Annotated in this window: 26 protein-coding genes; 19 read left to right on the forward strand and 7 right to left on the reverse strand. The window is 58.0% G+C overall.

Translation table 11 applies throughout. The features are described 5' to 3' along the window. Positions 1-228 precede the first annotated feature (228 nt). Positions 229-2,196: a PhoX family protein gene (locus ACU4F7_RS17245; RefSeq protein ID WP_481637421.1), complete on the forward strand. Its 1,968-nt coding sequence runs from the start codon at positions 229-231 to the stop codon at positions 2,194-2,196. 38 nt (positions 2,197-2,234) lie between these two features. Here ACU4F7_RS17245 and ACU4F7_RS17250 read toward each other — a convergent pair whose 3' ends face one another. Then, complete coding sequence (locus tag ACU4F7_RS17250; protein WP_481637422.1) at positions 2,235-4,061, reverse strand: glycoside hydrolase family 15 protein; 1,827 nt, start codon at positions 4,059-4,061, stop codon at positions 2,235-2,237. A gap of 330 nt (positions 4,062-4,391) precedes the next feature. On the opposite strand from ACU4F7_RS17250, the gene yncL reads away from it, so the two are divergent. Beyond that, positions 4,392-4,484, forward strand: a complete 93-nt coding sequence (gene yncL, locus ACU4F7_RS17255) for a stress response membrane protein YncL (protein WP_071809129.1) — start codon at positions 4,392-4,394, stop codon at positions 4,482-4,484. Between the two features lie 105 nt (positions 4,485-4,589). Here yncL and ACU4F7_RS17260 read toward each other — a convergent pair whose 3' ends face one another. Both ACU4F7_RS17260 and ACU4F7_RS17265 read right to left on the reverse strand, forming a co-directional pair. After that, positions 4,590-4,748: a YqaE/Pmp3 family membrane protein gene (locus ACU4F7_RS17260; protein WP_034882227.1), complete on the reverse strand. Its 159-nt coding sequence runs from the start codon at positions 4,746-4,748 to the stop codon at positions 4,590-4,592. A 131-nt stretch (positions 4,749-4,879) separates the two neighbouring features. Then, the gene (locus ACU4F7_RS17265) at positions 4,880-5,101 is read right to left on the reverse strand and encodes a helix-turn-helix domain-containing protein (protein WP_481637423.1); all 222 of its coding nucleotides are present in this window, start codon (positions 5,099-5,101) and stop codon (positions 4,880-4,882) included. 106 nt (positions 5,102-5,207) lie between these two features. On the opposite strand from ACU4F7_RS17265, the gene ACU4F7_RS17270 reads away from it, so the two are divergent. Both ACU4F7_RS17270 and ACU4F7_RS17275 read left to right on the forward strand, forming a co-directional pair. Then, complete coding sequence (locus ACU4F7_RS17270) at positions 5,208-5,510, forward strand: helix-turn-helix domain-containing protein (RefSeq protein WP_481637424.1); 303 nt, start codon at positions 5,208-5,210, stop codon at positions 5,508-5,510. 107 nt (positions 5,511-5,617) lie between these two features. Next, positions 5,618-5,797, forward strand: coding sequence for a hypothetical protein (locus ACU4F7_RS17275; protein WP_024558434.1), 180 nt, complete (start codon positions 5,618-5,620; stop codon positions 5,795-5,797). A 39-nt stretch (positions 5,798-5,836) separates the two neighbouring features. Here the strand turns inward: ACU4F7_RS17275 and ACU4F7_RS17280 are convergent, their stop codons facing one another. Beyond that, complete coding sequence (locus ACU4F7_RS17280; protein ID WP_481637425.1) at positions 5,837-6,163, reverse strand: hypothetical protein; 327 nt, start codon at positions 6,161-6,163, stop codon at positions 5,837-5,839. A 579-nt stretch (positions 6,164-6,742) separates the two neighbouring features. Between ACU4F7_RS17280 and ACU4F7_RS17285 the strand changes: the two genes are divergently transcribed. Further along, positions 6,743-7,195 (forward strand): L-alanine exporter AlaE, encoded by a 453-nt coding sequence (locus ACU4F7_RS17285; protein WP_481637426.1) that lies wholly within the window; start codon positions 6,743-6,745, stop codon positions 7,193-7,195. 41 nt (positions 7,196-7,236) lie between these two features. On the opposite strand, the gene ACU4F7_RS17290 is transcribed toward ACU4F7_RS17285, so the two are convergent. Beyond that, entirely contained in the window at positions 7,237-7,578 is a 342-nt protein-coding gene (locus ACU4F7_RS17290; RefSeq protein ID WP_024558437.1) for a DUF2002 family protein, read from the reverse strand. A gap of 163 nt (positions 7,579-7,741) precedes the next feature. Here ACU4F7_RS17290 and ACU4F7_RS17295 point away from each other — a divergent pair, with 163 nt between their 5' ends. Next, on the forward strand, positions 7,742-8,077 hold the full coding sequence (locus tag ACU4F7_RS17295; protein ID WP_481637427.1) for a DUF883 family protein: 336 nt from the start codon (positions 7,742-7,744) through the stop codon (positions 8,075-8,077). A 32-nt stretch (positions 8,078-8,109) separates the two neighbouring features. Here the strand turns inward: ACU4F7_RS17295 and pdxR are convergent, their stop codons facing one another. Beyond that, positions 8,110-9,477 carry a MocR-like pyridoxine biosynthesis transcription factor PdxR gene (gene pdxR / locus ACU4F7_RS17300; RefSeq protein ID WP_481637428.1) on the reverse strand — a complete coding sequence of 456 codons (1,368 nt, stop codon included), beginning with the start codon at positions 9,475-9,477 and terminating at the stop codon, positions 8,110-8,112. A 307-nt stretch (positions 9,478-9,784) separates the two neighbouring features. On the opposite strand from pdxR, the gene nrdH reads away from it, so the two are divergent. The 4 genes from nrdH to nrdF are packed head-to-tail and all read left to right on the forward strand — an operon-like array spanning position 9,785 to position 13,529. Then, positions 9,785-10,033 (forward strand): glutaredoxin-like protein NrdH, encoded by a 249-nt coding sequence (gene nrdH, locus ACU4F7_RS17305; protein ID WP_029590937.1) that lies wholly within the window; start codon positions 9,785-9,787, stop codon positions 10,031-10,033. After that, entirely contained in the window at positions 10,030-10,440 is a 411-nt protein-coding gene (nrdI, locus tag ACU4F7_RS17310; protein WP_481637429.1) for a class Ib ribonucleoside-diphosphate reductase assembly flavoprotein NrdI, read from the forward strand. The genes nrdH and nrdI overlap by 4 nt, the downstream gene beginning before the upstream one ends. Positions 10,441-10,475: 35 nt before the next feature. Continuing rightward, positions 10,476-12,557, forward strand: a complete 2,082-nt coding sequence (gene nrdE, locus ACU4F7_RS17315) for a class 1b ribonucleoside-diphosphate reductase subunit alpha (RefSeq protein WP_481638750.1) — start codon at positions 10,476-10,478, stop codon at positions 12,555-12,557. A gap of 9 nt (positions 12,558-12,566) precedes the next feature. Then, positions 12,567-13,529 (forward strand): class 1b ribonucleoside-diphosphate reductase subunit beta, encoded by a 963-nt coding sequence (gene nrdF, locus ACU4F7_RS17320; protein ID WP_029590940.1) that lies wholly within the window; start codon positions 12,567-12,569, stop codon positions 13,527-13,529. Here nrdF and ACU4F7_RS17325 read toward each other — a convergent pair. Then, positions 13,526-13,690: a hypothetical protein gene (locus ACU4F7_RS17325; protein ID WP_481637430.1), complete on the reverse strand. Its 165-nt coding sequence runs from the start codon at positions 13,688-13,690 to the stop codon at positions 13,526-13,528. The two genes, nrdF and ACU4F7_RS17325, sit on opposite strands and share 4 nt — an antisense overlap. A 193-nt stretch (positions 13,691-13,883) precedes the next feature. On the opposite strand from ACU4F7_RS17325, the gene proV reads away from it, so the two are divergent. The 9 genes from proV to emrB all read left to right on the forward strand — a co-directional run bounded on the left by proV (position 13,884) and on the right by emrB (position 23,373). Further along, positions 13,884-15,086: a glycine betaine/L-proline ABC transporter ATP-binding protein ProV gene (gene proV / locus ACU4F7_RS17330; RefSeq protein WP_029590941.1), complete on the forward strand. Its 1,203-nt coding sequence runs from the start codon at positions 13,884-13,886 to the stop codon at positions 15,084-15,086. Beyond that, positions 15,079-16,152 carry a glycine betaine/L-proline ABC transporter permease ProW gene (gene proW / locus ACU4F7_RS17335; protein WP_481637431.1) on the forward strand — a complete coding sequence of 358 codons (1,074 nt, stop codon included), beginning with the start codon at positions 15,079-15,081 and terminating at the stop codon, positions 16,150-16,152. The genes proV and proW overlap by 8 nt, the downstream gene beginning before the upstream one ends. 88 nt (positions 16,153-16,240) lie before the next feature. Beyond that, positions 16,241-17,236: a glycine betaine/L-proline ABC transporter substrate-binding protein ProX gene (proX, locus tag ACU4F7_RS17340; protein WP_029590943.1), complete on the forward strand. Its 996-nt coding sequence runs from the start codon at positions 16,241-16,243 to the stop codon at positions 17,234-17,236. A 273-nt stretch (positions 17,237-17,509) separates the two neighbouring features. Further along, positions 17,510-18,700, forward strand: coding sequence for an MFS transporter (locus tag ACU4F7_RS17345; RefSeq protein ID WP_481637432.1), 1,191 nt, complete (start codon positions 17,510-17,512; stop codon positions 18,698-18,700). A gap of 120 nt (positions 18,701-18,820) precedes the next feature. Continuing rightward, positions 18,821-19,567 carry an AzlC family ABC transporter permease gene (locus ACU4F7_RS17350; protein WP_029590945.1) on the forward strand — a complete coding sequence of 249 codons (747 nt, stop codon included), beginning with the start codon at positions 18,821-18,823 and terminating at the stop codon, positions 19,565-19,567. Then, positions 19,557-19,892 carry an L-valine transporter subunit YgaH gene (gene ygaH, locus ACU4F7_RS17355; protein WP_481637433.1) on the forward strand — a complete coding sequence of 112 codons (336 nt, stop codon included), beginning with the start codon at positions 19,557-19,559 and terminating at the stop codon, positions 19,890-19,892. The genes ACU4F7_RS17350 and ygaH overlap by 11 nt, the downstream gene beginning before the upstream one ends. A gap of 90 nt (positions 19,893-19,982) precedes the next feature. After that, positions 19,983-20,513 carry a transcriptional repressor MprA gene (gene mprA / locus ACU4F7_RS17360; protein ID WP_481637434.1) on the forward strand — a complete coding sequence of 177 codons (531 nt, stop codon included), beginning with the start codon at positions 19,983-19,985 and terminating at the stop codon, positions 20,511-20,513. 134 nt (positions 20,514-20,647) lie between these two features. Beyond that, positions 20,648-21,820 (forward strand): multidrug efflux MFS transporter periplasmic adaptor subunit EmrA, encoded by a 1,173-nt coding sequence (gene emrA / locus ACU4F7_RS17365; protein WP_029590947.1) that lies wholly within the window; start codon positions 20,648-20,650, stop codon positions 21,818-21,820. Positions 21,821-21,834: 14 nt separating this feature from the next. Continuing rightward, a complete protein-coding gene (emrB, locus tag ACU4F7_RS17370) occupies positions 21,835-23,373 on the forward strand; it encodes a multidrug efflux MFS transporter permease subunit EmrB (protein ID WP_029590948.1) in 1,539 nt (512 codons plus the stop codon). Positions 23,374-23,388: the final 15 nt, after the last annotated feature.

Raw genomic sequence — 23,388 nt, forward strand, 5'->3', positions numbered from 1 at the left:
AATAATTCACTGTTCCTTTAACGATCATATCGCATTAAATAATGTCAAAATTCACGTCTGTCTTTATACCCCTTATTTTTCTGTCTTCATAATGTTTTCACAGGTGATGCTGCTCTCAGTTCATCCTCTGCTTCGCAGCCCCACTTGTTATAAAAGTGTAACAATCCATCCCTACACTGGCTTGCGTTCTTCGAATGCCCCTCTGGCAGCACATGACAGGAAGCCACTATGAGCAGACCATTAATCAAAAAAGAACACAGTGAAGAGATCAGCAACCGCAGCAGCAACCCGGTGTTCTCGGACGTTGCCGACGCCTTTCTTTCCCGCCGCCGCTTTTTACAGCTCGGCGTGGTGGCGGGCGCCGCCGTCTCCTTCCCTCTGTTGCTGAAGTCTGAAAACGCCCTGGCCGCCAGCGGCGCCAGCCCGTCAAAACTCGCGAAAGCGGTATCGCTGGGCTTTACCAGCATCCCGGTCTCTTCAGAAGACACCGTTATCGTCCCAGAAGGGTACATTGCGCGTCCGTTCTACCGCTGGGGCGACGCGGTGGGCCTTAAAGGCAACCTGCCTGCGTTTAAAAAAGATGGCAGCAACACCACCGAGGAGCAGGCCGCGCAGGCGGGCATGCATCACGACGGCATGGCGTGGTTCAGCCTGCCGCAGGGCGGTGAAAGCGCCGAACACGGCCTGCTGGCGATGAACCATGAATACATCGACAACGGCATGCTGTTCAAAGACGGCGTGGCGAACTGGAGCGCCGACAAAGCGCGCAAAGGCCAGAACGCCATGGGCGTGTCGGTTATCGAAGTGAAGAAAAACGGCCAGCAGTGGGAAGTGGTGCGCCCCTCCTCGTTCGCCCGCCGTATTACCGTCAACACCCCGATGCAGCTAAGCGGCCCGGCCCGCCACAACGACCTGATGAAAACCGCCGCCGACAGCAAAGGCGAAGTGGTGCTCGGCACCATGCAGAACTGCGCCAACGGCCACACGCCGTGGGGCACCTACCTCACCTGTGAGGAGAACTGGTCCGATATTTTTGTGAAAAAAGGCGAGATGAACGCGCTGGAAAAACGCTACGGCATCAGCGACAGCGACGACTCATACCGCTGGAACGAAGTGGATGAGCGCTTCAGCGTCGACAAAACGCCGAACGAGCCGAACCGCTTCGGCTGGGTAGTGGAGATAGACCCGTATAACCCGAACTCCACGCCGCGCAAGCACACCGCGCTGGGCCGCATCAAGCATGAAGGCGCGGCAGTAACCATCGCGCCGGATAACCGCGTGGTGGTCTATATGGGCGACGACCAGAAGTTCGAATACATCTATAAGTTCGTGTCGGACAAAAAATATGACCCGGCGAACCGCGACGCAAACCTGTCGCTGCTGGAGTCCGGCACGCTGTACGTGGCGAAGTTTAACGACGACGGCAGCGGCGTATGGCTGCCGCTGGTGCACGGCGAGGGCGGCCTCGACAGCAGCAACGGCTTCGCCAACCAGGGCGACCTGCTTATCAAAACCCGCATGGCGGCGGACGTGGTGGGCGCCACGAAGATGGACCGCCCGGAGTGGATAGCCGTGGACCCGCACGCCGCCGGCAGCGTCTACTGCACGCTGACCAACAACAGCGACCGCGGCAAAGAGGGCAAAGCGCCGGTCGATGCCGCCAACCCGCGCGCCAACAACGTCTTCGGCCACATCATGCACTGGGTAGAAGAGAACAGCGACCCGGCCGCGCCGCGCTTTAGGTGGGACATCCTGGTGATGGCGGGCCGCACCGACGGCGAGGACGAAAAAGCGAAAGGCTCGATGAAAGGCGCGGCGTTCGGCAGCCCTGACGGCCTCTCCTTCGACCCGCGCGGCGTGCTCTGGATCCAGACCGACGTCTCCTCCAGCACCATCAACAAAAAAGCGTACGAAGGGATGGGCAACAACCAGATGGTGGCGACCATTCCCGGCACCAACGAGTACCGCCGTTTCCTGACCGGCCCACGCGGCTGCGAAATCACCGGCATCGCCTTTACGCCGGATAACCGCACGCTGTTTATCAATATCCAGCACCCGGGCGAAGGCGGCGACGATCTCACCGACCCGGCGAACCCAACGGCGGTCTCCAGCTGGCCGGATGGCGATAAGACGGGCCGCCCGCGCTCCTCAACCGTGGTCATCACCAAAGCCGACGGCGGCATCATCGGCACCTGACGCCCCCTGACAAAATAGAGGCCCGCGGGCCTCTTTTTTTATACGCGGTGGCCGGGGTTGTTCTCTGAAAGCGCATTGGCCGCGCAGATAAACGCCAGGTGGCTCAGCCCAAGCGGCATGTTGCCGCGCCAGCTCTGCGTGCGGGTGTCGTACATCTCGTTGAAGATCTGGATATTACCGGTGTTGCAGAGTGTATCCAGGATCTCCTGCATATCTTTCTGTGCCTGCCCGGTTTTTTTCAGCTCCGCCAGCGCCTCGACGCGCCAGAAAGCGCAGGCGACGAAGGTGCTCTCTTCCACTTCCACGCCGGAATAGCGGTAGAGCATCGGGCTGTTGTGGCCCAGCTCCTGATAAATCGCCTCCAGCGTGGCGAGCATGCGCTTGCGGTTGACCCGGCTGCCATAGTAGTGCGTGAGCGTAATGGCGGCGTCGAGCCGATCGCTGCCAGGGTAGAAAATGTAAGCCTGGCGGGACTCGCTCCAGCAATGCTCCTCCACCCAGTCGCGGATGCGGTCGCGCTCGCGCTCCCAGCGCCCTTTCCACGTCGGCTCGATGTGTCCGCCTTCCGCCAGCGCCACCGCCTGGTCGAGCGCCAGCCAGCAGGCCATTTTCGAATGGGTGTAGTGCTGCTCTTCGGGCAGCTCCCAGATGCCGGAGTCGCGCTGGCGCCAGGAGTCCGCGCAGCGGTTCGCCAGGTGGCCCAGCAGGCGCGAGGTGGCGAGATCCAGCACGTGGCCGACCTCAATAAAGAGCCGGGCGGTGGCGAGGAGATCGCCATACATGCTGAGCTGCTGCTGGGTACGGGCGTTGTTGCCGACCCGCACCGGCTTCGAGCCCCGGTAGCCATCCAGCTCCGGGTAACGCTCTGCGGGCACAAAATCGCCCTGCAACGTGTAGCAGGCGCGCAGCTCGGCGTCGTGGCGGATGATGGTGGAGGTGAGCCACGAGAACGCGGCTTTACAGTCCTCCAGCGCGCCGAGGTAAACGAACGATTTAATGATTAAGCAGGCGTCGCGCACCCAGGCGTAGCGGTAGTCGTAGTTTTTTTCCTTGCCGAGGCCTTCCGGCAGCGAACAGGTGGCGGAGGCGGCCAGCGCCCCGGTCGGCGCGTACCAGAGAAACTTCAGCGCCAGCGCCGAGCGCTTGACGTGTTTTACAAACGGCCCTTCCCAGGTGAGGTTGTTGACCCAGTCGCACCAGGCGGCGTGGCTGGTCTCGATGCGCTGGTCGATTTTCCCGACGGGCGGCACCGCCAGCGGCTCTTTTTCCGTCGCCACCAGCCCTACCACGGCGCGCGAGCCGGGCGACGCGGTGAGCGTCGCGACCAGGCCTTCATCGTCGCTGCGGTCGATAACAATCTCATCGGAAAAGCGCGGCATTACCATCAGGTCGCCTACGTGAAAAACAGGCTTCTTCTGCACCCTGTCGAGCCACGGCGAGAGCTTCTCCGCCTGGGTGCCAAGTTTCATCTCAAGGCGCAGCCGCACTTCGCCCTTTATTCCTTCTACCCGACGCGCCAGCTCGCTCCACGGCAAACGCCCGGCGAAGGTGCTGTTGACAGATTCTGTAATGAGCACTTCGCCAGAGGCGATTTTATAGCGCGTTTCCAGCACGTTGCTGTCGTCGCGGTAGCTGCGGGACATCTCCCACTCCTCTTCCGGCGCCAGCTTAAAAAAGCCGCCCAGGTTTGCATCCAGGATACGGTCAAACAGCGGCGGTGAATCCAGGTCAGGCACGCACCACCAGTCGATGGCGCCATCCGGGGCGATTAAGGCGACCGAACGGCCTTCGCCAATCGCGGCGTAATCGCCAAGCTCAGCGTAGCCGTCCTCTCTGGCGGGGGATCGATAGGTTTTATTTTTCACGTGTGACGGGTTCCCTGGTGACAAAACTAATCCGTTGTCCTTCAGACAGTGGAAAGACAGTGAAGCGGTACGCTTTTCAGCATAGTACATCTGTGATCGCCATCACTGACGGAGAGAAAGAGAGAGGCGGCCTGGGAGGGAGACGCGCAAACAACCCATTGTTAAATAATGGCTTTTTTCGTGACTTATGATGGCAGTTAATTATCCTGCTAATTTTTTTGCAACTTATGCGGTTTGAGCTACCTTTGGTGGTAGTTATTGGCTGACTTTTTGATCGCTAAGCTTTTATTGCATTCTGGTATCCACTCTTATTTGTTACAGGTTCGCAAAATGAACGTCTCCAGCAAAACTGTCGTTATCATTAATTGTCTGGCTGCCGTGGGTCTTCTGTTAACCCTTTCTGTGCGTTTTCAATGGCTGTGATTTTGCGTATTACGCCTTAAGAGAGACTGCGGTTCGCCCGCCAGACCTGACAAAAAGCCCGCTGAAGCGGGCTTTTCTGTTTATGTTATGCGGCGTTGGGCGGGCTTAATTGCGCGTCTGCACCCAGAAGGCGTGAATGAGGCCGGGGATGTAGCCCAGCAGCGTCAGGATGATGTTCAGGATAAACGCCCAGCCGAACCCTTTGCCAATCAACACGCCCAGCGGCGGCAGAATAATAGTAATAATGACTCTCCAGAATCCCATAGTTACTCCTGTATTGTTTTTTGCAGGTTCTTGTAAAAACATCAATTTTTATTAAGTTTAGCTGCTGTGGCGCAAATCGCTACCTGCCATACAGGACTTTACGGTTACTAACGCGGGTATACAGAGGGTTATCAATCGAACATAAACAGTGACGGGATGTCGACGTCGAGTCCTTTCGCCAGGGTCGCGATAACTTCAAGCGTTGGGTTTCTGACGCCACGCTCAATACCACTTACATAAGTTCTGTCCAGCCCACACTTATCGGCAAAAGCCTCCTGTGATAAGCCTGCTTCCGTTCTGAGTTGTTTAATGCGAGCGCCAAAGCGCTGCTGTAAAGAAGTCGTCGTTTTCATGCGGCAACGATGACGTTTTGTTGCTTATAAGACCACGGACTATGAGTCACATAACAGATTGTGGTAACATGCGTATGTGACTCATAATCTACAAAGGAGATGTTACATGACCACGTTATCCCGCCAGGACTGGCATCCTGCCGATATCATCGCCGCCCTTAAAAAGCGCAAGACCAGCCTCGCAGCCCTTTCGCGTGCGCACGGTCTGGGTTCATCCACGCTTACCAACGCCCTCACTCGCCCATGGCCGAAAGGCGAACAGCTGATCGCCGATGCGATCGGCGTTCCCGCCGCTGAAATCTGGCCTGCTCGCTATTTCGACGAACAGGGGCGCTACCAGGATCGCAGCCAGCGTATTCGTGCCGCGCGACGTGAACGCATCGAAAGTCGAAACCACCCGTTTAATTAAACATTTTCTTATCATGCTAATAACGAGCGCGTTACTAATCCACTTGTCGGCACGCGCTGGCCTGCGCTAATGTTGCTGAACGACTTTAAAAAATTCAGGAGGTGAATATGTTCCAGCCAGGCGATCTGGTGCAGCCGCGTCTCGGCGGCCCGAAGCTTAAAGTTCTGGAAGTGCACAGCGACCAGGTTGTGGCCGTGCGCGCCGATGACGAAAACGGCGAGAAATTTACGCTGAAAGCGGCGGATGTTGCGCTTTATAACGAAGAAGGCGACTTTGGCGTTTGCTAAGCCGTCGGCCCCCTCCGGCGAGGGGGTGAGTTTTTTGAGTCAGCCCGCGTTTTCTCCTGCGTTTTCCTGGGGGCACGCCAGCGCCATATAAGCGCCCCACTCCCGGTAAAGCGTCACGATTTTTCCGCGTAGTTCCGCCAGCGCCGCTTCGCTGTGAAGGGTAATGGCGCCGCGTTCTTCATCACAGAAATGCGTTTTAATGTCGACAAACGTCTGGCGTAAAGGCGGGGGAATATGCTGAGCCGACGTCGCCGTCAGCCACACCAGCCAGAAGCGCAGCAGGCGCTGTTTCGGCTCCCCTTCACCACAAAGCGCAATCAGCGCCTCTTCAAGCTCCGCCAGTCCCTGAGCGTAAACACTAAGCATAGTTTTATCCTGGTACTTAACATGGCGCTCAGCATAGCGTCGCGGCGCGAGCGGTGGGGTTACTTTGGTTAAACTCTCTTTTGCAACGGGCTTATTAAATAATCAGCGTGAATAGATCTGCGCGCGTTCAAAGCCTAAGCGCCAGCCCGCGCCGGGCTGCATTAAAAGTCATAAAAATGAATAATTACCCATCCGGTTTAGCAGAATAAAATCCCGTAAAAAGCCGACTTGTAAAATTAAAAGACGACAGCGCGCCTGAATCGTTTCATTCGGCAGATTCCACTCTGTAAAGCGATACGCCAGGCGCTCGCACAAAGATGAATAACCACAATGGAAACAGTTAACTTATTGTTTTCAATTAAATAATTCAGAAGGGCAATAAAAAATCACGATTAGATGGCCAAAACGATTTGTTAAAAGCATTTTGTTAACCAAACGGCGTTAAATAAAAATAAACCGCTAATTGTCTGTTTATATGCAGTCATATAACCTGATGTCATACGCAAAACCCTTTGCATAATACCAATCACTAGCCATTTTGCTGGGTTATCCCGCTGCTTTCCCTGAGGAGTTAAAAAGATGTTTTCGCCGCATTCTCGCTTGCGTCACGCCGTTGCCGACACGGTCGCGATGGTAGTGTATTGCTTCATTGTGGGGATGATGATTGAAATTTTTATCTCCGGGATGAGCTTCCAGCAATCGCTCTCTTCACGCTTAGTGTCCATTCCGGTGAATATCGTGATCGCTTTTCCGTACGGTATTTATCGTGACGTCATTATGCGCCAGGCGCAGCGGCTGAGTCCGGCGCGAACGGTCCGAAGCCTGGCGGATATGTTGGCCTATGTGACATTCCAGTCGCCGGTTTATGCCGCCATTCTGTTGTTTGTCGGCGCGGAGTGGCAGCAGATTGTCACCGCCGTCAGTTCCAATATGGTGGTATCGATGCTGATGGGCGCCGCCTATGGCTATTTCCTGGAGTTTTGCCGTCGCCTGTTCCGGGTGAGCGCCGCGCCGGTTAGCGCTGAAGCGTGATGAAGGAAAGCAGCGCGACAGGGTAAAGCCTGTCGCGTTTTTTACTGGTCGCCAAAGAGACCGGAGAGATAGCGCTCCAGCGCCATGCGTGAGCTGAAACCGTGCGGAATACCGTAATGCTCCTGCGCTTCGCCGCCCAGGTACAGAGGAAACTGCTGATAGTGATCGCAGGTTTTCATTTCCGAAGCCGGTTCCGCAAGCGATGAGCTGCGCTCTTTAAGCGTCGGATGAATGATAAGCGCAGTGCGGCCCATACGCGCTTCGCGGTTCACATACACATAATTATCACCGCGGCGGTAACCATAGGTTTTGGGCGTCACCACATCCATCGTAAAGCCAGCTTTTTCCAGGACGCGCGCCACCTCGTCGGGTCGTAAATACATACCTTTTCCTCGTGATTTTCTTACTGCATCGCAACCTTACAATAAGCAGCATTAGCAGGGCTTTCGGAAAAGTCCATAAACGCCCGAACAAGGCGTGACGGGCTTCAAGCGGCAAAAATGTGGTCTACACTGTTAACTACATGACTGAAAAGGAGGATTCAAAATGGCTAACAAATTTACCCGTACCGATGCCCAAGAAGGCGTACAAGAAATTAACGACGATGTGAGCCGTCTGGCAGATTCCCTTGAGGAACTCCTGAAGTCCTGGGGCAGTGATGCTAAAGACGAAGCGGATAACGCTCGCCGTAAAGCTGAATCGCTGTTGCGCGAAACTCGCGCCCGCATGCAGGGCCGCAACCGCGTGTCGCAGGCCGCGTGCGATGCCGTAAGCTGCGCGGATACGTTCGTGCGCGAAAAACCCTGGTCAGGCGTAGGGATTGGCGCGGCTGTCGGCCTGTTCCTCGGCGCCCTGCTGGCGGGTTCCTCCTGCCGCCGTTAATCGATTTCGCTCCCCGGCCCTGCCGGGGAGTTTTATTTTAAGGCCTCGCGCAGCGCGCGGGCCTGTCTCCTCGCCTGCTCGGGCGATGCAATGTTTGTAAAGCTCATCATTAACCCCTTCTCGCCTGGGTGCGCGATACGCCAGTCGCTCAGCGCCTGCACCGCCAGCCCGGCGGCGACCGCTTTGCGCGCCAGCTCGCTGTCTTCACGCTCGACCGGCACCACTAGCTGAATGCCGCCCTGCTGCGGCGTGACGCTGAACCCGTGCTCCGCCAGCGCGCTTTCCAGCCACTGGCGACGTTGCCCATAGCAGTGGCGCATTTTCCTGAGATGCCGCCAGAAATGCCCTTCCCGGATAAAATCGGCGATGGTCTGCTGGTAAAGCGGCGGCACCGTGCAGGGGAGCTGTTTTGCTGCCGCCTGAAACGCCGCCACGCACTGGGGCGGCGCCACCAGCCAGGCGGTACGCAACGCAGGAAAGAGCGACTTGCTAAAAGAGCCTGCGTAAATAACCCGCTGCGGGGCGTCGAGGCTTTTCACCGGCGGCAGCGGCCTGCCCTGGTAGCGAAACTCGCTGTCGTAGTCATCTTCAATAATCCAGCGCGCGTTAAGCGCCGCCCAGTCGAGCAGTTCGCGGCGACGCGGGAGCGAAAGCGCTACCCCGAGCGGGCTCTGGTGCGCCGGGGTGATAAGCGCGAAGCGGGCGTCCGGGTGTTGTCTTATCCCTTCAGGAACATTCATGCCGTCGCCATCCACCGGCACCGGACAGAAGCGCAGCCCCGCCTGCGCCAGCACCGGACGAATAAACGGAAACCCCGGGTCTTCCAGCCAGATGCCGTCGCCCGGCTGCGCCAGCGCGCGCATAATAAGCGTCATCGCCATCCCGTACCCGGCGGTGATGAAGACCTGCTCCGGCTGGCAGTCGATGCTGCGTGAAAAACGCAAATAATCGACGATGGCCTGACGCAGCGCGGTTTCCCCTTCGCTTTGCGGCGCGGCGAGGTCGAAACGGGTTTGCAGCCGCAGCCTGCGCCCCATCAGCCGCGACCAGAGCGCACGAGGAAACGCGTCCAGCGCGGGCAGCCCCATCTGAAACGGCAGCGGCTCGCCATTGCCGGCCGGCGCGGCGCTGGCAGTAAAGCCAGGCTGTGCCGGAGAAAGCGTCTGGCTGACGAACGTGCCCGCCTGCCCGCGCCGCTCCAGCCACCCCTGCGCCACCAGCTCGCCATAGGCGTTTTCGATAGTGGCGCGGGCGACGCCCATCTCCAGCGCCATGGTCCTGCTGGAAGGCAGACGACTGCCGAGCGCCAGCTCGCCGCTGAGAATAGCCTGGGTGAGCTGACGGGCGATTTGCTGATAGCGCGGCAGCGCGTGCCCGGATGAGTCCTTCTCCTGCGTCATGGTCTGTTCACCTGGATAACTTTCGTGAATAGTTGCAGGCCATTACAGGAGACTGGCCTGCCCGAAAAAGCGATTTTAGCCCTTTTAACGCGCCGGACCATACCCACTGTAGCCCCTGATTACAGGCTTTTCGCCCGACAACGCGGTTTGTCGTCGCGTTGATCATTCCACTTTCTCCAATCGGAAAATCCCATATATTGCGTGGTTGAAAGTTATAGCAACTATATCTAGTATCTTCTTTAACAACGACCACTATCCTTCCACGCAGTAGCGCGGCAGGTTTCTATTCACAAGGGAAATACGAATCATGCGCATACTCATTTACACACGCAATGACTGTGTACAGTGCCACGCGACCAAACGGGCAATGGAAAGCCGCGGTTTGCGCTTTGAGCTGATCAACATTGACGAACAGCCGCACGCCGCCGACGAGCTGCGCGCGCAGGGCTTTCGTCAGTTGCCGGTGGTGGTGACGGACGAAACCAGCTGGAGTGGCTTTCGTCCCGACATGATCAACCGTCTGCGCCCGACGGGCGGTCTTGCGGCCAGCGCATGAGCACGCTGGTCTACTTCTCCAGCGCGTCGGAAAACACACACCGTTTTATCACGCGCCTGGGGTTGCCGGCGGTGCGTATCCCGCTCGATATGCACAGCCGGTTACAGGTAGACGAGCCTTACATCCTGGTGGTTCCCAGCTACGGGGGCGGTGGTACGGCAGGCGCCGTGCCGCGCCAGGTTATCCAGTTTCTTAACGATGAACATAACCGATCGCTGTTACGAGGCGTGATTGCCGCCGGCAACCGTAACTTCGGCGAGGGTTTCTGCCGCGCCGGGGATGTCATCGCCCATAAATGTCACGTGCCTTACCTTTACCGCTTTGAGCTGATGGGCACGCAGGCCGATATCGACAACGTGCGTAAGGGAGTAAGCGAATTTTGGCAACGACAGAAATCACCCGCGTAGCGCAGAGCGCGCCGGACTATCACGCGCTGAACGCCATGCTGAATCTTTACGATAAAGCAGGCCGCATTCAGTTTGAGAAAGATAAAGACGCGGTGGCGGCGTTTATGGCGCAGCATGTAGCGCCGAACAGCGTCGCGTTCGCCAGCCCTCAGGCGCGTCTCGACTACCTGCTGGCGGAGGGCTATTACGACAAAACGGTGTTGCAGCGTTATAACCCGGCGTTTGTCGACGCGCTTTTTGCCCAGGCGCACGAGAGCGGCTTCCGGTTCCAGACATTTCTCGGCGCGTGGAAGTTTTACACCAGCTACACGCTGAAAACCTTCGACGGCAAACGCTACCTGGAGCATTTCGAAGACCGCGCCTGCATGGTGGCGCTCACGCTGGGCCAGGGCGACGAAACGCTCGCCAGCCGCCTGCTGCAGGAGATATTAAGCGGCCGCTTCCAGCCTGCCACGCCCACCTTCCTCAACTGCGGCAAAATGCAGCGCGGCGAACTGGTCTCCTGCTTCCTGCTGCGTATTGAAGACAATATGGAGTCGATAGGCCGTGCGGTGAACGCCGCGCTGCAGCTCTCTAAGCGCGGCGGCGGCGTGGCCTTATCGCTTTCTAACCTGCGGGAAGCGGGCGCGCCCATCAAGCGCATCGAGAACCAGTCTTCGGGCGTGATCCCGGTGATGAAAATGCTGGAAGACGCCTTTTCTTACGCCAACCAGCTCGGCGCGCGCCAGGGCGCGGGCGCGGTCTACCTTAACGCCCACCACCCGGACATCCTGCGCTTTCTGGATACCCGTCGCGAAAACGCCGATGAGAAAATCCGTATCAAAACGCTCTCGCTTGGCGTGGTTATCCCGGATGTCACGTTCCACCTCGCCAGGGCCAACGCGCAGATGGCGCTCTTCTCCCCCTATGACGTGGAGCGCCTCTACGGCAAAGCGTTTGGCGATATCGCCGTTACAGAGATGTATGACCAACTGGTGGCGGATGAGCGGGTGCGTAAAAGCTGGATCAACGCGCGCGATTTCTTCCAGACGCTGGCGGAAATTCAGTTCGAGTCGGGTTATCCGTACATCATGTTTGAAGACACCGTCAACCGCGCCAACCCGATTGCCGGGCGAATCAACATGAGCAACCTCTGCTCGGAGATTTTGCAGGTCAACAGCCCGTCGACTTACGACGAAAACCTCGACTATGCGCAGGTGGGTAAAGATATTTCCTGCAATCTCGGATCCCTGAATATCGCCCACACCATGGATTCGCCCGACTTTGGCCGCACCGTGGAGGTGGCGGTGCGCGCGCTGACGGCGGTCTCTGATATGAGCCACATCCGCAGCGTGCCGTCGATTGAAGCGGGCAACGCGAAGTCGCACGCCATTGGGCTTGGACAGATGAACCTGCACGGCTATCTGGCGCGGGAAGGCATCGCGTATGGCTCGCCGGAAGGGCTCGATTTCACCAATATCTATTTCTACACCATCACCTGGCACGCGCTGCACACCTCAATGATGCTGGCGCGCGAGCGCGGGCAGCGCTTCGAGGGCTTTGAGCAATCGCGCTACGCCAGCGGCGAGTACTTCGATAAGTATCTTGAGCAGACGTGGACGCCGAAAACCGCCAAAGTGCAGGCGCTGTTCGACCGCGCCGGCATCGCCATTCCAACGCCGGAGATGTGGCGACGACTGCGCGACGAGGTGATGCAGTTTGGCCTTTACAACCAGAACCTGCAGGCGGTGCCGCCGACCGGCTCCATCTCTTACATCAACCATGCGACGTCGAGCATTCACCCGATTGTTTCGAAGATTGAAATCCGTAAAGAGGGCAAGACCGGGCGCGTTTACTACCCGGCGCCCTTTATGACCAACGAAAACCTGGCGCTCTATCAGGACGCCTACGAGATTGGCCCGGAGAAAATTATCGACACCTACGCCGAGGCGACGCGCCACGTTGACCAGGGGCTGTCGCTGACGCTTTTCTTCCCGGATACCGCCACCACGCGCGACATCAACAGGGCGCAAATTTACGCCTGGAAGAAAGGCATCAAGACGCTCTACTACATTCGTCTGCGCCAGTTGGCGCTGGAAGGAACCGAAATCGAAGGCTGCGTTTCGTGCGCCCTGTGAGGATTAAAAATGACCCGTTTAAGCCGCATTTCCGCCATTAACTGGAACAAACTCCAGGATGAGAAAGATTTAGAGGTGTGGAACCGCCTGACCAGCAACTTCTGGCTACCGGAGAAGGTGCCGCTCTCTAACGATATTGCGGCGTGGCAGACCTTAACGCCGCAGGAGCAGCAGTTAACTATCCGCGTCTTTACCGGGCTGACGCTGCTCGACACCATCCAGAACACCGTCGGCGCGCCGGCGCTGATGGCGGATGCGCTCACGCCGCACGAGGAAGCCGTGCTCTCGAACGTCAGCTTTATGGAGGCGGTGCACGCCCGCTCCTACAGCTCTATCTTCTCCACGCTGTGCCAGACGAAAGATGTGGATGCCGCCTACGCCTGGAGTGAAGAGAACGCCCCGCTGCAGCGCAAGGCGCAGATTATCCTTGAGCACTACCGCAGCGAAGACCCGCTGAAGAAGAAAATCGCCAGTGTTTTTCTGGAGTCTTTTCTTTTCTATTCAGGCTTTTATCTGCCGATGTACTGGTCGAGCCGCGGGCGGCTTACCAACACCGCCGATCTCATTCGCCTTATCATCCGCGACGAGGCGGTGCATGGCTATTACATCGGCTATAAATACCAGCAGGGGCTGTTGAAAGTGGACGCCGCGCGCCGCGACGCGCTGAAAAGCTTTGCGCTGGATATGCTGATGGATCTCTACGACAACGAGCTTGCCTATACGCAGGCGCTTTACGGCGAGGTGGGCTGGACGAACGAGGTTAACGCCTTCCTCTGCTACAACGCCAACAAAGCGCTGATGAATCTGGGCTACGAGGCGCTCTTCCCGCCGGATATGGCGGACGTGAACCCCGCTATCCTCGCCGCGCTTTCGCCAAACGCCGATGAAAATCATGACTTTTTCTCCGGCTCCGGCTCTTCCTACGTTATCGGCAAAGCCGTGGAAACCACCGACGAAGACTGGGATTTTTAAGGCTCTCCGGCACGGAAATAATTCCCCTGATTTCCGTGCCGATTATTTCCTGCCACCACCATTTTTTCTTCGGAATATTCTGCAACGGAGCCGTATTCCTGTCGCCGCCATTTTTTGGGCGGCCATTGTGTTTTCCGCCGATATTTCAAGGCGATTGCCAAAAAATTATCCTGCCCGGCAGTTCACCCTCAGCCCTTATATCATGGGGCGATACGGCAAATCATGACAACAGTATGATGGGAAGCATCCCACATTAAGGGTTGTCTCAGAATCTGAGTATGCTAGGGTATGGCCCAGAAATTATTTCCATCAGGAATTGTTTAGCGCATAAAATAACGGGAACACTGATATTGCATGGCAATTAAATTAGAAATTAGAAACCTGTATAAAATATTTGGGGAACATCCTCATCGCGCCTTTAAATATATAGATAAAGGTTTGTCGAAAGCAGAAATTCTGGAAAAGACCGGGCTGTCTGTTGGCGTAAAAGACGCCACTCTGGCCATTGAAGAAGGCGAGATATTCGTGATCATGGGATTGTCCGGCTCCGGAAAATCCACCCTGGTTCGCCTTCTCAATCGCCTGATTGAACCCACCCGCGGGCAGGTGCTGATTGATGGCGTCGATATCGCCAGGATTTCAGACGCCGAGCTTCGCGAGGTGCGCAAGAAAAAGATTGCGATGGTCTTTCAGTCATTTGCCCTGATGCCGCACATGACGGTGCTGGATAATACCGCCTTCGGCATGGAGCTTGCGGGTGTGGCGGCGAAAGCGCGCCAGGAAAAAGCGCTGGACGCGCTGCGCCAGGTTGGCCTTGAAAATTACGCGCACGCTTATCCGGATGAACTCTCCGGCGGCATGCGCCAGCGCGTCGGCCTCGCCCGCGCGCTCGCCATTAATCCCGATATCTTATTAATGGATGAAGCTTTCTCGGCGCTCGACCCATTAATTCGTAATGAAATGCAGGACGAATTAATTAAATTACAGGCGAAACATCAGCGCACCATCGTCTTTATTTCTCACGATCTTGATGAAGCCATGCGTATTGGCGACCGCATCGCCATTATGCAAAACGGCGAAGTAGTGCAGGTCGGCACGCCGGATGAAATTCTGAATAATCCGGCAAATGATTACGTGCGCACGTTCTTTCGCGGCGTGGATATTAGCCAGGTCTTCAGCGCCAAAGATATTGCCCGCCGCACACCGGTGGGGCTGTTGCGCAAAACGCCAGGTTTCGGCCCGCGTTCGGCAATTAAATTATTGCAGGATGAGGACCGGGAATTTGGCTATGTGATTGAGCGCGGCAATAAATTTGTCGGCACCGTGTCGATTGATTCCCTCAAAGCGGCGCTGGCGGCAGGCCAGGGGCTGGATAACGCCCTGCTCGACGCCCCTGCGGCGGTGAGCGCCGAAACGCCGCTTAGCGAACTGCTTTCGCCGGTCGGGATGGCGCCCTGCGCCGTGCCGGTGGTCGGCGAAGCGCAACAGTACATCGGCATTATCTCCAAAGGAATGCTGCTACAGGCTTTAGATCGCGAGGGGGCAAACAATGGCTGATCAAAACAATCCGTGGGATACCGGCGCGACCAGCGCGACGGAGACCAGCGCCGCGGCTAGCAGCGCCGACGCGTGGAGCAGCCCGACGCCTGCGCCCGAAAGCGGCAGCGCCGACTGGCTCAACAGCGCGCCTGCGCCGCAGCCGGAGCATTTCAATATTCTCGATCCGTTCCACAAGACGCTGATCCCGCTCGACAGCTGGGTAACGCAGGGGATCGACTGGGTGGTGATGCACTTCCGCCCGCTGTTCCAGGGTATTCGCGTGCCGGTGGATTACATCCTGAGCGCTTTCCAGCAACTGCTGCTGGGCATGCCGGCGCCGGTGGCGATTATTATCTTCGCGCTGCTCGCCTGGCAGATTTCAAGCGTCGGCATGGGCGTGGCGACGCTTATCTCGCTCGTCCTCATCGGCGCGATTGGCGCCTGGTCGCAGGCGATGGTGACGCTGGCGCTGGTGCTGACCGCCCTGCTCTTTTGCGTGGTGATTGGCCTGCCGATGGGCATCTGGCTCGCCCGCAGCCCGAAAGCGTCGAAAATTATTCGCCCGCTGCTGGATGCGATGCAGACCACCCCCGCGTTTGTTTATCTGGTGCCGATCGTCATGCTGTTCGGCATCGGCAACGTGCCGGGCGTGGTGGTGACGATTATCTTCGCCCTGCCGCCGGTAGTGCGCCTGACTATCCTTGGCATCAACCAGGTGCCGGAGGATTTGATCGAAGCGGCGCGATCGTTCGGCTCAAGCCCGCGCCAGATGCTGTTTAAGGTGCAGCTGCCGCTGGCGATGCCGACCATCATGGCGGGCATTAACCAGACGCTGATGCTGGCGCTCTCGATGGTGGTGATCGCCTCGATGATCGCCGTCGGCGGGCTTGGTCAGATGGTGCTGCGCGGCATCGGCCGTCTCGACATGGGCCTTGCCACCGTGGGCGGCGTGGGGATTGTTATCCTTGCGATTATCCTGGACCGTCTGACCCAGGCGGTCGGCCGCGACGCGCGCAGTAAAGGCAACCGCCGCTGGTACGCCACCGGGCCGCTGGGTCTGCTGACCCGCCCGTTCACCCGTTAATGCAGTTTGCCCGGCGACGTCGTTCGCCGGGTCCCTTTCCTGAAGGCAGTTCGTGCTGCCGCCATTCATACCGATAAAAGGAATAACGATGCGACATTCTGTTCTTTGCGCCACAGCTTTTGCCACACTCGTTAGCACCACCGCTTTCGCCGCCGACCTGCCGGGCAAAGGCATTACCGTACAGCCGATACAGAGCACTATCTCTGAAGAGTCATTCCAGACGCTGATTGTGAGCCGCGCGCTGGAGAAGCTCGGCTACACCGTTAACAAGCCGAGCGAAGTGGATTACAACGTTGGCTATACCTCTATCGCCTCCGGCGACGCGACCTTTACCGCCGTGAACTGGCAGCCGCTGCACGACGATATGTACACGGCGGCAGGCGGCGACAAAAAGTTTTACCGCGAAGGGGTTTATGTCACCGGCGCGGCGCAGGGTTACCTTATCGACAAAAAAACCGCCGAGCAGTATCACATCACCAACATCGCGCAGCTGAAAGACCCGAAGATTGCGAAGCTGTTTGACAGCAACGGCGACGGCAAAGCGGACATGATGGGCTGCACGCCGGGCTGGGGCTGCGAAGCGGTGATTAACCATCAGAATGAAGCGTTCGACCTGGCGAAAACCGTCACCGTGAACCACGGCAACTACGCAGCGATGATGGCCGACACCATCGCCCGCTTCAAAGAAGGCAAGCCAGTGCTTTATTACACCTGGACGCCGTACTGGGTGAGCGACGTGCTCAAGCCGGGCAAAGATGTGGTCTGGCTGCAGGTGCCGTTCTCCTCACTGCCGGGCGAGCAGAAAGATATCGACACCAAACTGCCGAACGGCGCGAACTATGGCTTCCCGGTGAACACCATGCACATCGTCGCCAATAAAGCCTGGGCACAGAAAAACCCGGCGGCCGCGAAGCTGTTCGCGGTGATGAAGCTGCCGATTACTGACATCAACGCCGAGAACGCGATGATGCATAGCGGCAAATCCTCGGAGGCGGATATCCAGGGTCATGTCGACGGCTGGATCAAAGCCCACCAGCAGCAGTTCGACGGCTGGATCAAAGAAGCGCTGGCCGCGCAGAAGTAATGGCTTACGCGTTTTGAAAAACACCCGCCTTTATGGCGGGTGTTTTGTTTCAGGGCGGCGATAAACGTTCCTGCTGTCCTTTGCCGGCGGGCGGCGCTTCGCTCACCCTCCTGCGACGTCACGCGATGCTAAATGGCGCTGCGCCTGCGCCAAAAGGCACAATCCGACACGTAACAACTCCTCAACAATATGGCGCTATGGTGTTGTTTCGTTATGATATTGCCCCATGGCAAGGGCGCATCGCCCACGCATTTACCCACAACAAAAAGACCAATGACTACAAAATCTCAAGGGCTTAGCCCGGCGCTTATCGCGCTGATGTCTGTCGCCACCGGCCTGACCGTCGCCAGCAACTATTATGCGCAGCCGCTGCTGGATACCATCGCCCGCGCCTTTTCGCTTAGCGCAGGCCAGGCCGGGTTTATCGTCACCGCGGCGCAATTGGGTTACGCCGCCGGGCTGCTGTTCCTCGTACCGCTCGGCGATATGTTCGAGCGCCGCAAGATGATTGTCTCGATGACGCTGCTTGCCGCCGCCGGGATGCTTATCACCGCCAGCAGCCAGTCGCTCTCGATGATGATCCTCGGCACCGCCCTGACCGGTCTCTTCTCGGTCGTGGCGCAGATTCTCGTGCCGCTTGCCGCCACCCTTGCCGCCCCGGAAAAACGCGGCAAAGTGGTGGGCACTATCATGAGCGGCCTGCTGCTCGGCATCCTGCTGGCGCGCACGGTGGCGGGGCTGCTTGCAAGCCTTGGCGGCTGGCGCACCGTTTACTGGGTGGCTACGGCGCTGATGGTCATTATGGCCCTCGCCCTCTGGCGCGGTCTGCCTGCCGTGAAGCAGAACACGCACCTTAATTACCCGCAGCTGCTGGCCTCCGTTTTCTCGCTGTTTACCCGCGACAAGCTGCTGCGCACCCGCGCCCTGCTCGGCTGTTTCACCTTCGCTAACTTCAGCATTCTCTGGACCTCGATGGCCTTTCTGCTCGCCGCGCCGCCGTTTAACTTCTCTGAAGGGACCATCGGCCTGTTTGGCCTTGCCGGCGCGGCGGGCGCGCTGGGCGCGCGTCCGGCAGGCGGGCTTGCCGATAAAGGCAAAGCGCACCTGACCACCACCATCGGTCTTATTCTGCTGCTGCTCTCGTGGGCGGCGGTGGCGCTCGGCCAGTTCAGCGTTATCGCGCTGATAGTCGGCATCCTGGTGCTGGACCTCACCGTGCAGGGCGTGCATATCACTAACCAGAGCGTTATCTACCGGCTCTACCCAGACGCCCGTAACCGCCTTACCGCCGGGTATATGACCAGCTATTTCATCGGCGGCGCGGCAGGCTCGCTGCTGTCGGCCTGGGCATGGCAGCACGGCGGGTGGAACGGCGTCTGCCTTGCGGGCGCGACGGTGGGCCTACTAAATCTGGTGGTATGGGGATTAGGCTATCACCGTCAGAGCGGGGATGACCTGCATTAATCGTTGCTTCAAGGCGCACGACGGGCAATTGAGGGTGTTAAGGGCGCTAACAGTCTGTTAAGGTTATGTAGACTTATTCATTCGAGTGATTTTAACGCCGGTGATTTATCAATAACTAATATGGAAAGCCCTGCACCCCTTAGCGTGACCCACACCGGCAGCGAAGCGACGCTGCGGGAAGGGGTCAGAGACAGTCTGCCGGTGGTTATCAGCTATCTCCCCGTTGCGTTCGCTTTTGGGCTGAACGCCACCCGCCTGGGGTTCTCACCACTCGAAAGCGTTTTCTTCTCCTGCATTATTTACGCAGGCGCCAGCCAGTTTGTGATTACCGCCATGCTGGCGGCGGGCAGCTCGCTGTGGGTCGCCGCGTTAACCGTCATGGCGATGGATGTGCGGCACGTGCTTTACGGCCCTTCGCTGCGCACCCGTATACATCATACGTTAAATAAAAAGAAAACGGCGGTCTGGGCCTTTGGCCTGACGGACGAAGTGTTTGCCGCCGCCACCGCCAAATTGGTGCGCGATAACCGCCGCTGGACAGAAAACTGGATGCTCGGCATCGCCTTCTGCTCGTGGTTCTCCTGGGTTCTCGGCACGCTTGTTGGCGCCTACTCCGGCAGCGGACTGCTGGAAGGTTATCCCGCCGTCGAGGCGGCGCTCGGTTTTATGCTGCCTGCGCTGTTTATGAGCTTTTTGCTCGCCTCTTTTCAGCGCAAACAGAGCCTGAGCGTCGCGGCTTCGCTGACAGGCGCGTTGCTTGGCGTTACCCTCTTTTCCATTCCCGCCGCGATTCTCGCGGGCATCGTCTGCGGTTGCCTGACGGCGCTGGTGGAACACCTTCGCAAGGAGGCCGACAATGCGCACTGACGTGCTGCTGCTCGGCATGCTGGTCGGGTGCGTTAACTATCTTTTTCGCTATTTGCCATTGCGCCTGCGTGCCAGCGCGGCGTCCCCGGCAAAACGTGGAGCGACCCGCGTGTTGCTCGACACAATTGGTATCGCGTCTATCTGTGCGCTGCTGGTGGTCTCCAGCGTACCGGAAATCCTTCACGATACTCGCCGTTTGCTCCCGACGCTTGTTGGCTTTGCGGTTCTGGGAGTGAGTTACTACAAGACTCGCAGCATTATTTTTCCCACGCTGTTGAGTGCTCTGGGCTATGGAATTGCCTGGAAACTCCTGATGTTTTTATAGATTTTGCTGATGAATAACCGTGATTAATATGTTTGATTTATTTGTCACAATAGTTATTATATCGGCTGTAATTAATGAGGTTATGCCCAAATGGATAGTTCGTTTACGCCCATTGAACAAATGCTGAAATTCCGCGCCAGCCGCTACGAGGATTTTCCTTATCAGGAAATTCTGCTCACCCGCTTGTGTATGCATATGCAGGGCAAGCTGCTGGAAAATCGCAATAAGATGCTAAAAGCTCAAGGGATTAACGAGACGTTGTTTATGGCGTTGATTACGCTTGAGTCGCAGGAAAACCACAGCATTCAGCCAAGCGAGCTGAGCTGCGCGCTGGGTTCCTCCCGCACCAACGCCACCCGCATCGCCGATGAACTGGAAAAGCGCGGCTGGATTGAGCGCCGCGAAAGTGACAACGACCGCCGTTGTCTGCACCTGCACCTGACCGCCAAAGGCCAGGACTTTTTAAGCCAGGTGCTGCCGCCGCAGCATAACTGCCTGCACCAGCTCTGGTCTTCATTAAGCGCAAGCGAGAAAGAGCAGCTCGAGCAGATCACGCGTAAGCTGCTGACTCGTCTCGACCAGATGGATGAAGACGAAAGCGTGCTTGAAGCGGTGCGCTAATTTCCCATCAGCGCGTTTGGCATTATTTCAAAAAGACTGACACGACAGGCCAGCAGGATACTGCTGGCCTGTCTGGCTAAAACCGGTCGGCACAGCCGATAACAAAAGAAAATAAGAAGAACGTGGAGAGAAACATGAGCGCAAATGCGGAGAGCCAGACCCCGCAGCAACCAGTCAAAAAGAAAGGGAAACGCAAGGGCGCCCTGCTCTTACTGACTTTGCTCTTTGTTATTATTGCCGTGGCATATGGGATCTATTGGTTTTTAGTGCTGCGTCATTACGAGGAAACCGACGACGCTTACGTGGCGGGCAACCAGGTGCAGATTATGTCCCAGGTGACCGGCAGCGTGACCAAAGTCTGGGTGGAAGACACCGATTTTGTTAATAAAGGCGACGTGCTGGTCACCCTCGACCCGACCGACGCCCAGCAGGCCTTCGAGCGCGCGCAGACGCAGCTTGCTTCAAGCGTACGCCAGACCCGCCAGTTGATGATCAACAGCAAACAGTACCAGGCCAACATCGAGCTGCAAAAAACCCAGCTCGCCCAGGCGCAGAGCGACCTTAACCGTCGCGTGCCGCTCGGCAGCGCCAACCTGATCGGCCGTGAAGAGTTGCAGCATGCCCGCGACGCGGTAGCAAGCGCGCAGGCGCAGCTTGATGTGGCGGTGCAGCAATATAATGCCAACCAGGCGATGATCCTCGGCACGAAGCTTGAAGATCAGCCTGCGGTGCAGCAGGCGGCGACCGAAGTGCGCAATGCCTGGCTTGCGCTGCAGCGCACCAAAATCGTCAGCCCGATGAGCGGCTACGTCTCCCGCCGCGCCGTTCAGGTAGGCGCGCAGATTAGCTCCAGCACGCCGCTGATGGCGATTGTTCCCGCCACTAACCTGTGGGTGGATGCGAACTTCAAAGAGACGCAGCTTGCGCATATGCGCATCGGCCAGCCTGCCACCGTGGTGAGCGATATCTACGGCGACGAAGTGACCTACAACGGCAAAGTCGTCGGCCTGGATATGGGCACCGGCAGCGCCTTCTCGCTGCTGCCTGCGCAGAACGCCACCGGCAACTGGATCAAAGTGGTGCAGCGTCTGCCCGTGCGCGTGGAAATCGACGCCAAACAGCTGGAGCAACATCCGCTGCGCATCGGCCTTTCCACGCTGGTGAAGGTGGACACCACCAACCGCGACGGCGCCGTCCTCGCCACCCAGAGCCGCAAGCAGCCCGCGTATGAAAGCAACGCGCGTGAAATCAGCCTTGAGCCGGTTAACAAACTGATCAACGACATTGTGCAGGCGAACGCGGACTAATCCGCGGAGGTGGTATGCAACAACGTAAACCGCTTGAAGGGGCGAAACTGGTCATCATGACCATCGCCCTGTCGCTGGCGACTTTCATGCAGGTGCTGGATTCCACCATCGCCAACGTGGCTATCCCGACCATCGCCGGTAACCTTGGCTCTTCGCTGAGCCAGGGCACCTGGGTTATTACCTCGTTCGGGGTGGCGAATGCTATCTCTATTCCGATAACCGGCTGGCTTGCCAAACGGGTCGGCGAGGTAAAGCTCTTCGTCTGGTCAACCATCGCCTTCGCCATCGCCTCCTGGGCGTGCGGGGTCTCCAGCAGCCTGACCATGCTGATTTTCTTCCGCGTGATTCAGGGGATTGTCGCCGGGCCGCTGATCCCGCTTTCGCAGAGCCTGTTGCTGAGCAACTACCCGCCCGCCAAACGCTCCGTCGCGCTGGCGCTCTGGTCGATGACGGTTATCGTTGCGCCTATCTGCGGGCCGATTCTCGGCGGCTGGATCAGCGATAACTATCACTGGGGCTGGATCTTCTTCATCAACGTGCCGATTGGCGTCGCCGTGGTGTTGATGACGCTGCAAACCCTGCGCGATCGCGAGACACGCACCGAGCAGCGGCGCATCGACGCCGTAGGCCTGGCGCTGCTGGTCGCGGGCATTGGCTGTTTGCAGATGATGCTCGACCGCGGTAAAGAGCTCGACTGGTTTAACTCCACGGAAGTGGTGGTGCTGGCGGTCGTGGCGGTGGTGTCGATTTGCTTCCTGATAGTCTGGGAACTCACCGACGAACACCCGATAGTCGACCTTTCGCTGTTTAAGTCGCGAAACTTTACCATCGGCGTGCTCTGCATCAGCCTCGCCTATATGCTCTACTTCGGCTCGATAGTGCTGTTGCCGCAGCTGTTGCAGGAGGTCTATGGCTATACCGCCACCTGGGCGGGGCTCGCTTCGGCGCCGGTGGGGGTTATTCCGGTCATCCTCTCGCCGATTATCGGCCGCTTCGCCCATAAGCTCGACATGCGTAAGCTTGTGACCTTCAGCTTTATCATGTACGCGGTCTGCTTCTACTGGCGCGCTTACACGTTTGAGCCGGGCATGGATTTTGGCGCTTCGGCGTGGCCGCAGTTTATTCAGGGTTTTGCGGTGGCCTGCTTCTTTATGCCGCTCACCACCATCACCCTTTCCGGCCTGCCGCCGGAGCGGCTGGCGGCGGCGTCGAGCCTGTCGAACTTCGTGCGTACGCTGGCGGGCTCTATCGGCACCTCCATTACCACGACGCTCTGGACGAACCGCGAGTCGCTGCACCACGCGCAGTTTACCGAGTCGGTCACGCCTTATAACCCGAACGCCCAGCAGATGTACGACCAGCTGCAGGGGATGGGCATGACGCAGCAGCAGGCTTCCGGGTATATCGCCCAGCAGATAACCAACCAGGGGTTGATTATCTCCGCTAACGAAATCTTCTGGGTCTCTGCCGGCATGTTTGTGGTGCTGCTGGGGCTTATCTGGTTCGCCCGTCCGCCGTTTGGCGCAGGCGGAGGGGGCGGCGGCGCTCACTAACGAAAAAACCCGCTT

It is taken from the genome of Franconibacter pulveris, assembly GCF_056780215.1.

Bases quoted from the DNA above. Each gene is read 5' to 3' on its own strand.
- ACU4F7_RS17245 (WP_481637421.1), top strand. From the start codon at position 229: ATGAGCAGACCATTAATCAAAAAAGAACACAGTGAAGAGATCAGCAAC.
- yncL (WP_071809129.1), top strand. From the start codon at position 4,392: ATGAACGTCTCCAGCAAAACTGTCGTTATCATTAATTGTCTGGCTGCC.
- ACU4F7_RS17260 (WP_034882227.1), bottom strand. From the start codon at position 4,748: ATGGGATTCTGGAGAGTCATTATTACTATTATTCTGCCGCCGCTGGGC.
- ACU4F7_RS17265 (WP_481637423.1), bottom strand. From the start codon at position 5,101: ATGAAAACGACGACTTCTTTACAGCAGCGCTTTGGCGCTCGCATTAAA.
- ACU4F7_RS17270 (WP_481637424.1), top strand. From the start codon at position 5,208: ATGACCACGTTATCCCGCCAGGACTGGCATCCTGCCGATATCATCGCC.
- ACU4F7_RS17275 (WP_024558434.1), top strand. From the start codon at position 5,618: ATGTTCCAGCCAGGCGATCTGGTGCAGCCGCGTCTCGGCGGCCCGAAG.
- ACU4F7_RS17280 (WP_481637425.1), bottom strand. From the start codon at position 6,163: ATGCTTAGTGTTTACGCTCAGGGACTGGCGGAGCTTGAAGAGGCGCTG.
- ACU4F7_RS17285 (WP_481637426.1), top strand. From the start codon at position 6,743: ATGTTTTCGCCGCATTCTCGCTTGCGTCACGCCGTTGCCGACACGGTC.
- ACU4F7_RS17290 (WP_024558437.1), bottom strand. From the start codon at position 7,578: ATGTATTTACGACCCGACGAGGTGGCGCGCGTCCTGGAAAAAGCTGGC.
- ACU4F7_RS17295 (WP_481637427.1), top strand. From the start codon at position 7,742: ATGGCTAACAAATTTACCCGTACCGATGCCCAAGAAGGCGTACAAGAA.
- pdxR (WP_481637428.1), bottom strand. From the start codon at position 9,477: ATGACGCAGGAGAAGGACTCATCCGGGCACGCGCTGCCGCGCTATCAG.
- nrdH (WP_029590937.1), top strand. From the start codon at position 9,785: ATGCGCATACTCATTTACACACGCAATGACTGTGTACAGTGCCACGCG.
- nrdI (WP_481637429.1), top strand. From the start codon at position 10,030: ATGAGCACGCTGGTCTACTTCTCCAGCGCGTCGGAAAACACACACCGT.
- nrdE (WP_481638750.1), top strand. From the start codon at position 10,476: ATGCTGAATCTTTACGATAAAGCAGGCCGCATTCAGTTTGAGAAAGAT.
- nrdF (WP_029590940.1), top strand. From the start codon at position 12,567: ATGACCCGTTTAAGCCGCATTTCCGCCATTAACTGGAACAAACTCCAG.
- proV (WP_029590941.1), top strand. From the start codon at position 13,884: ATGGCAATTAAATTAGAAATTAGAAACCTGTATAAAATATTTGGGGAA.
- proW (WP_481637431.1), top strand. From the start codon at position 15,079: ATGGCTGATCAAAACAATCCGTGGGATACCGGCGCGACCAGCGCGACG.
- proX (WP_029590943.1), top strand. From the start codon at position 16,241: ATGCGACATTCTGTTCTTTGCGCCACAGCTTTTGCCACACTCGTTAGC.
- ACU4F7_RS17345 (WP_481637432.1), top strand. From the start codon at position 17,510: ATGACTACAAAATCTCAAGGGCTTAGCCCGGCGCTTATCGCGCTGATG.
- ACU4F7_RS17350 (WP_029590945.1), top strand. From the start codon at position 18,821: ATGGAAAGCCCTGCACCCCTTAGCGTGACCCACACCGGCAGCGAAGCG.
- ygaH (WP_481637433.1), top strand. From the start codon at position 19,557: ATGCGCACTGACGTGCTGCTGCTCGGCATGCTGGTCGGGTGCGTTAAC.
- mprA (WP_481637434.1), top strand. From the start codon at position 19,983: ATGGATAGTTCGTTTACGCCCATTGAACAAATGCTGAAATTCCGCGCC.
- emrA (WP_029590947.1), top strand. From the start codon at position 20,648: ATGAGCGCAAATGCGGAGAGCCAGACCCCGCAGCAACCAGTCAAAAAG.
- emrB (WP_029590948.1), top strand. From the start codon at position 21,835: ATGCAACAACGTAAACCGCTTGAAGGGGCGAAACTGGTCATCATGACC.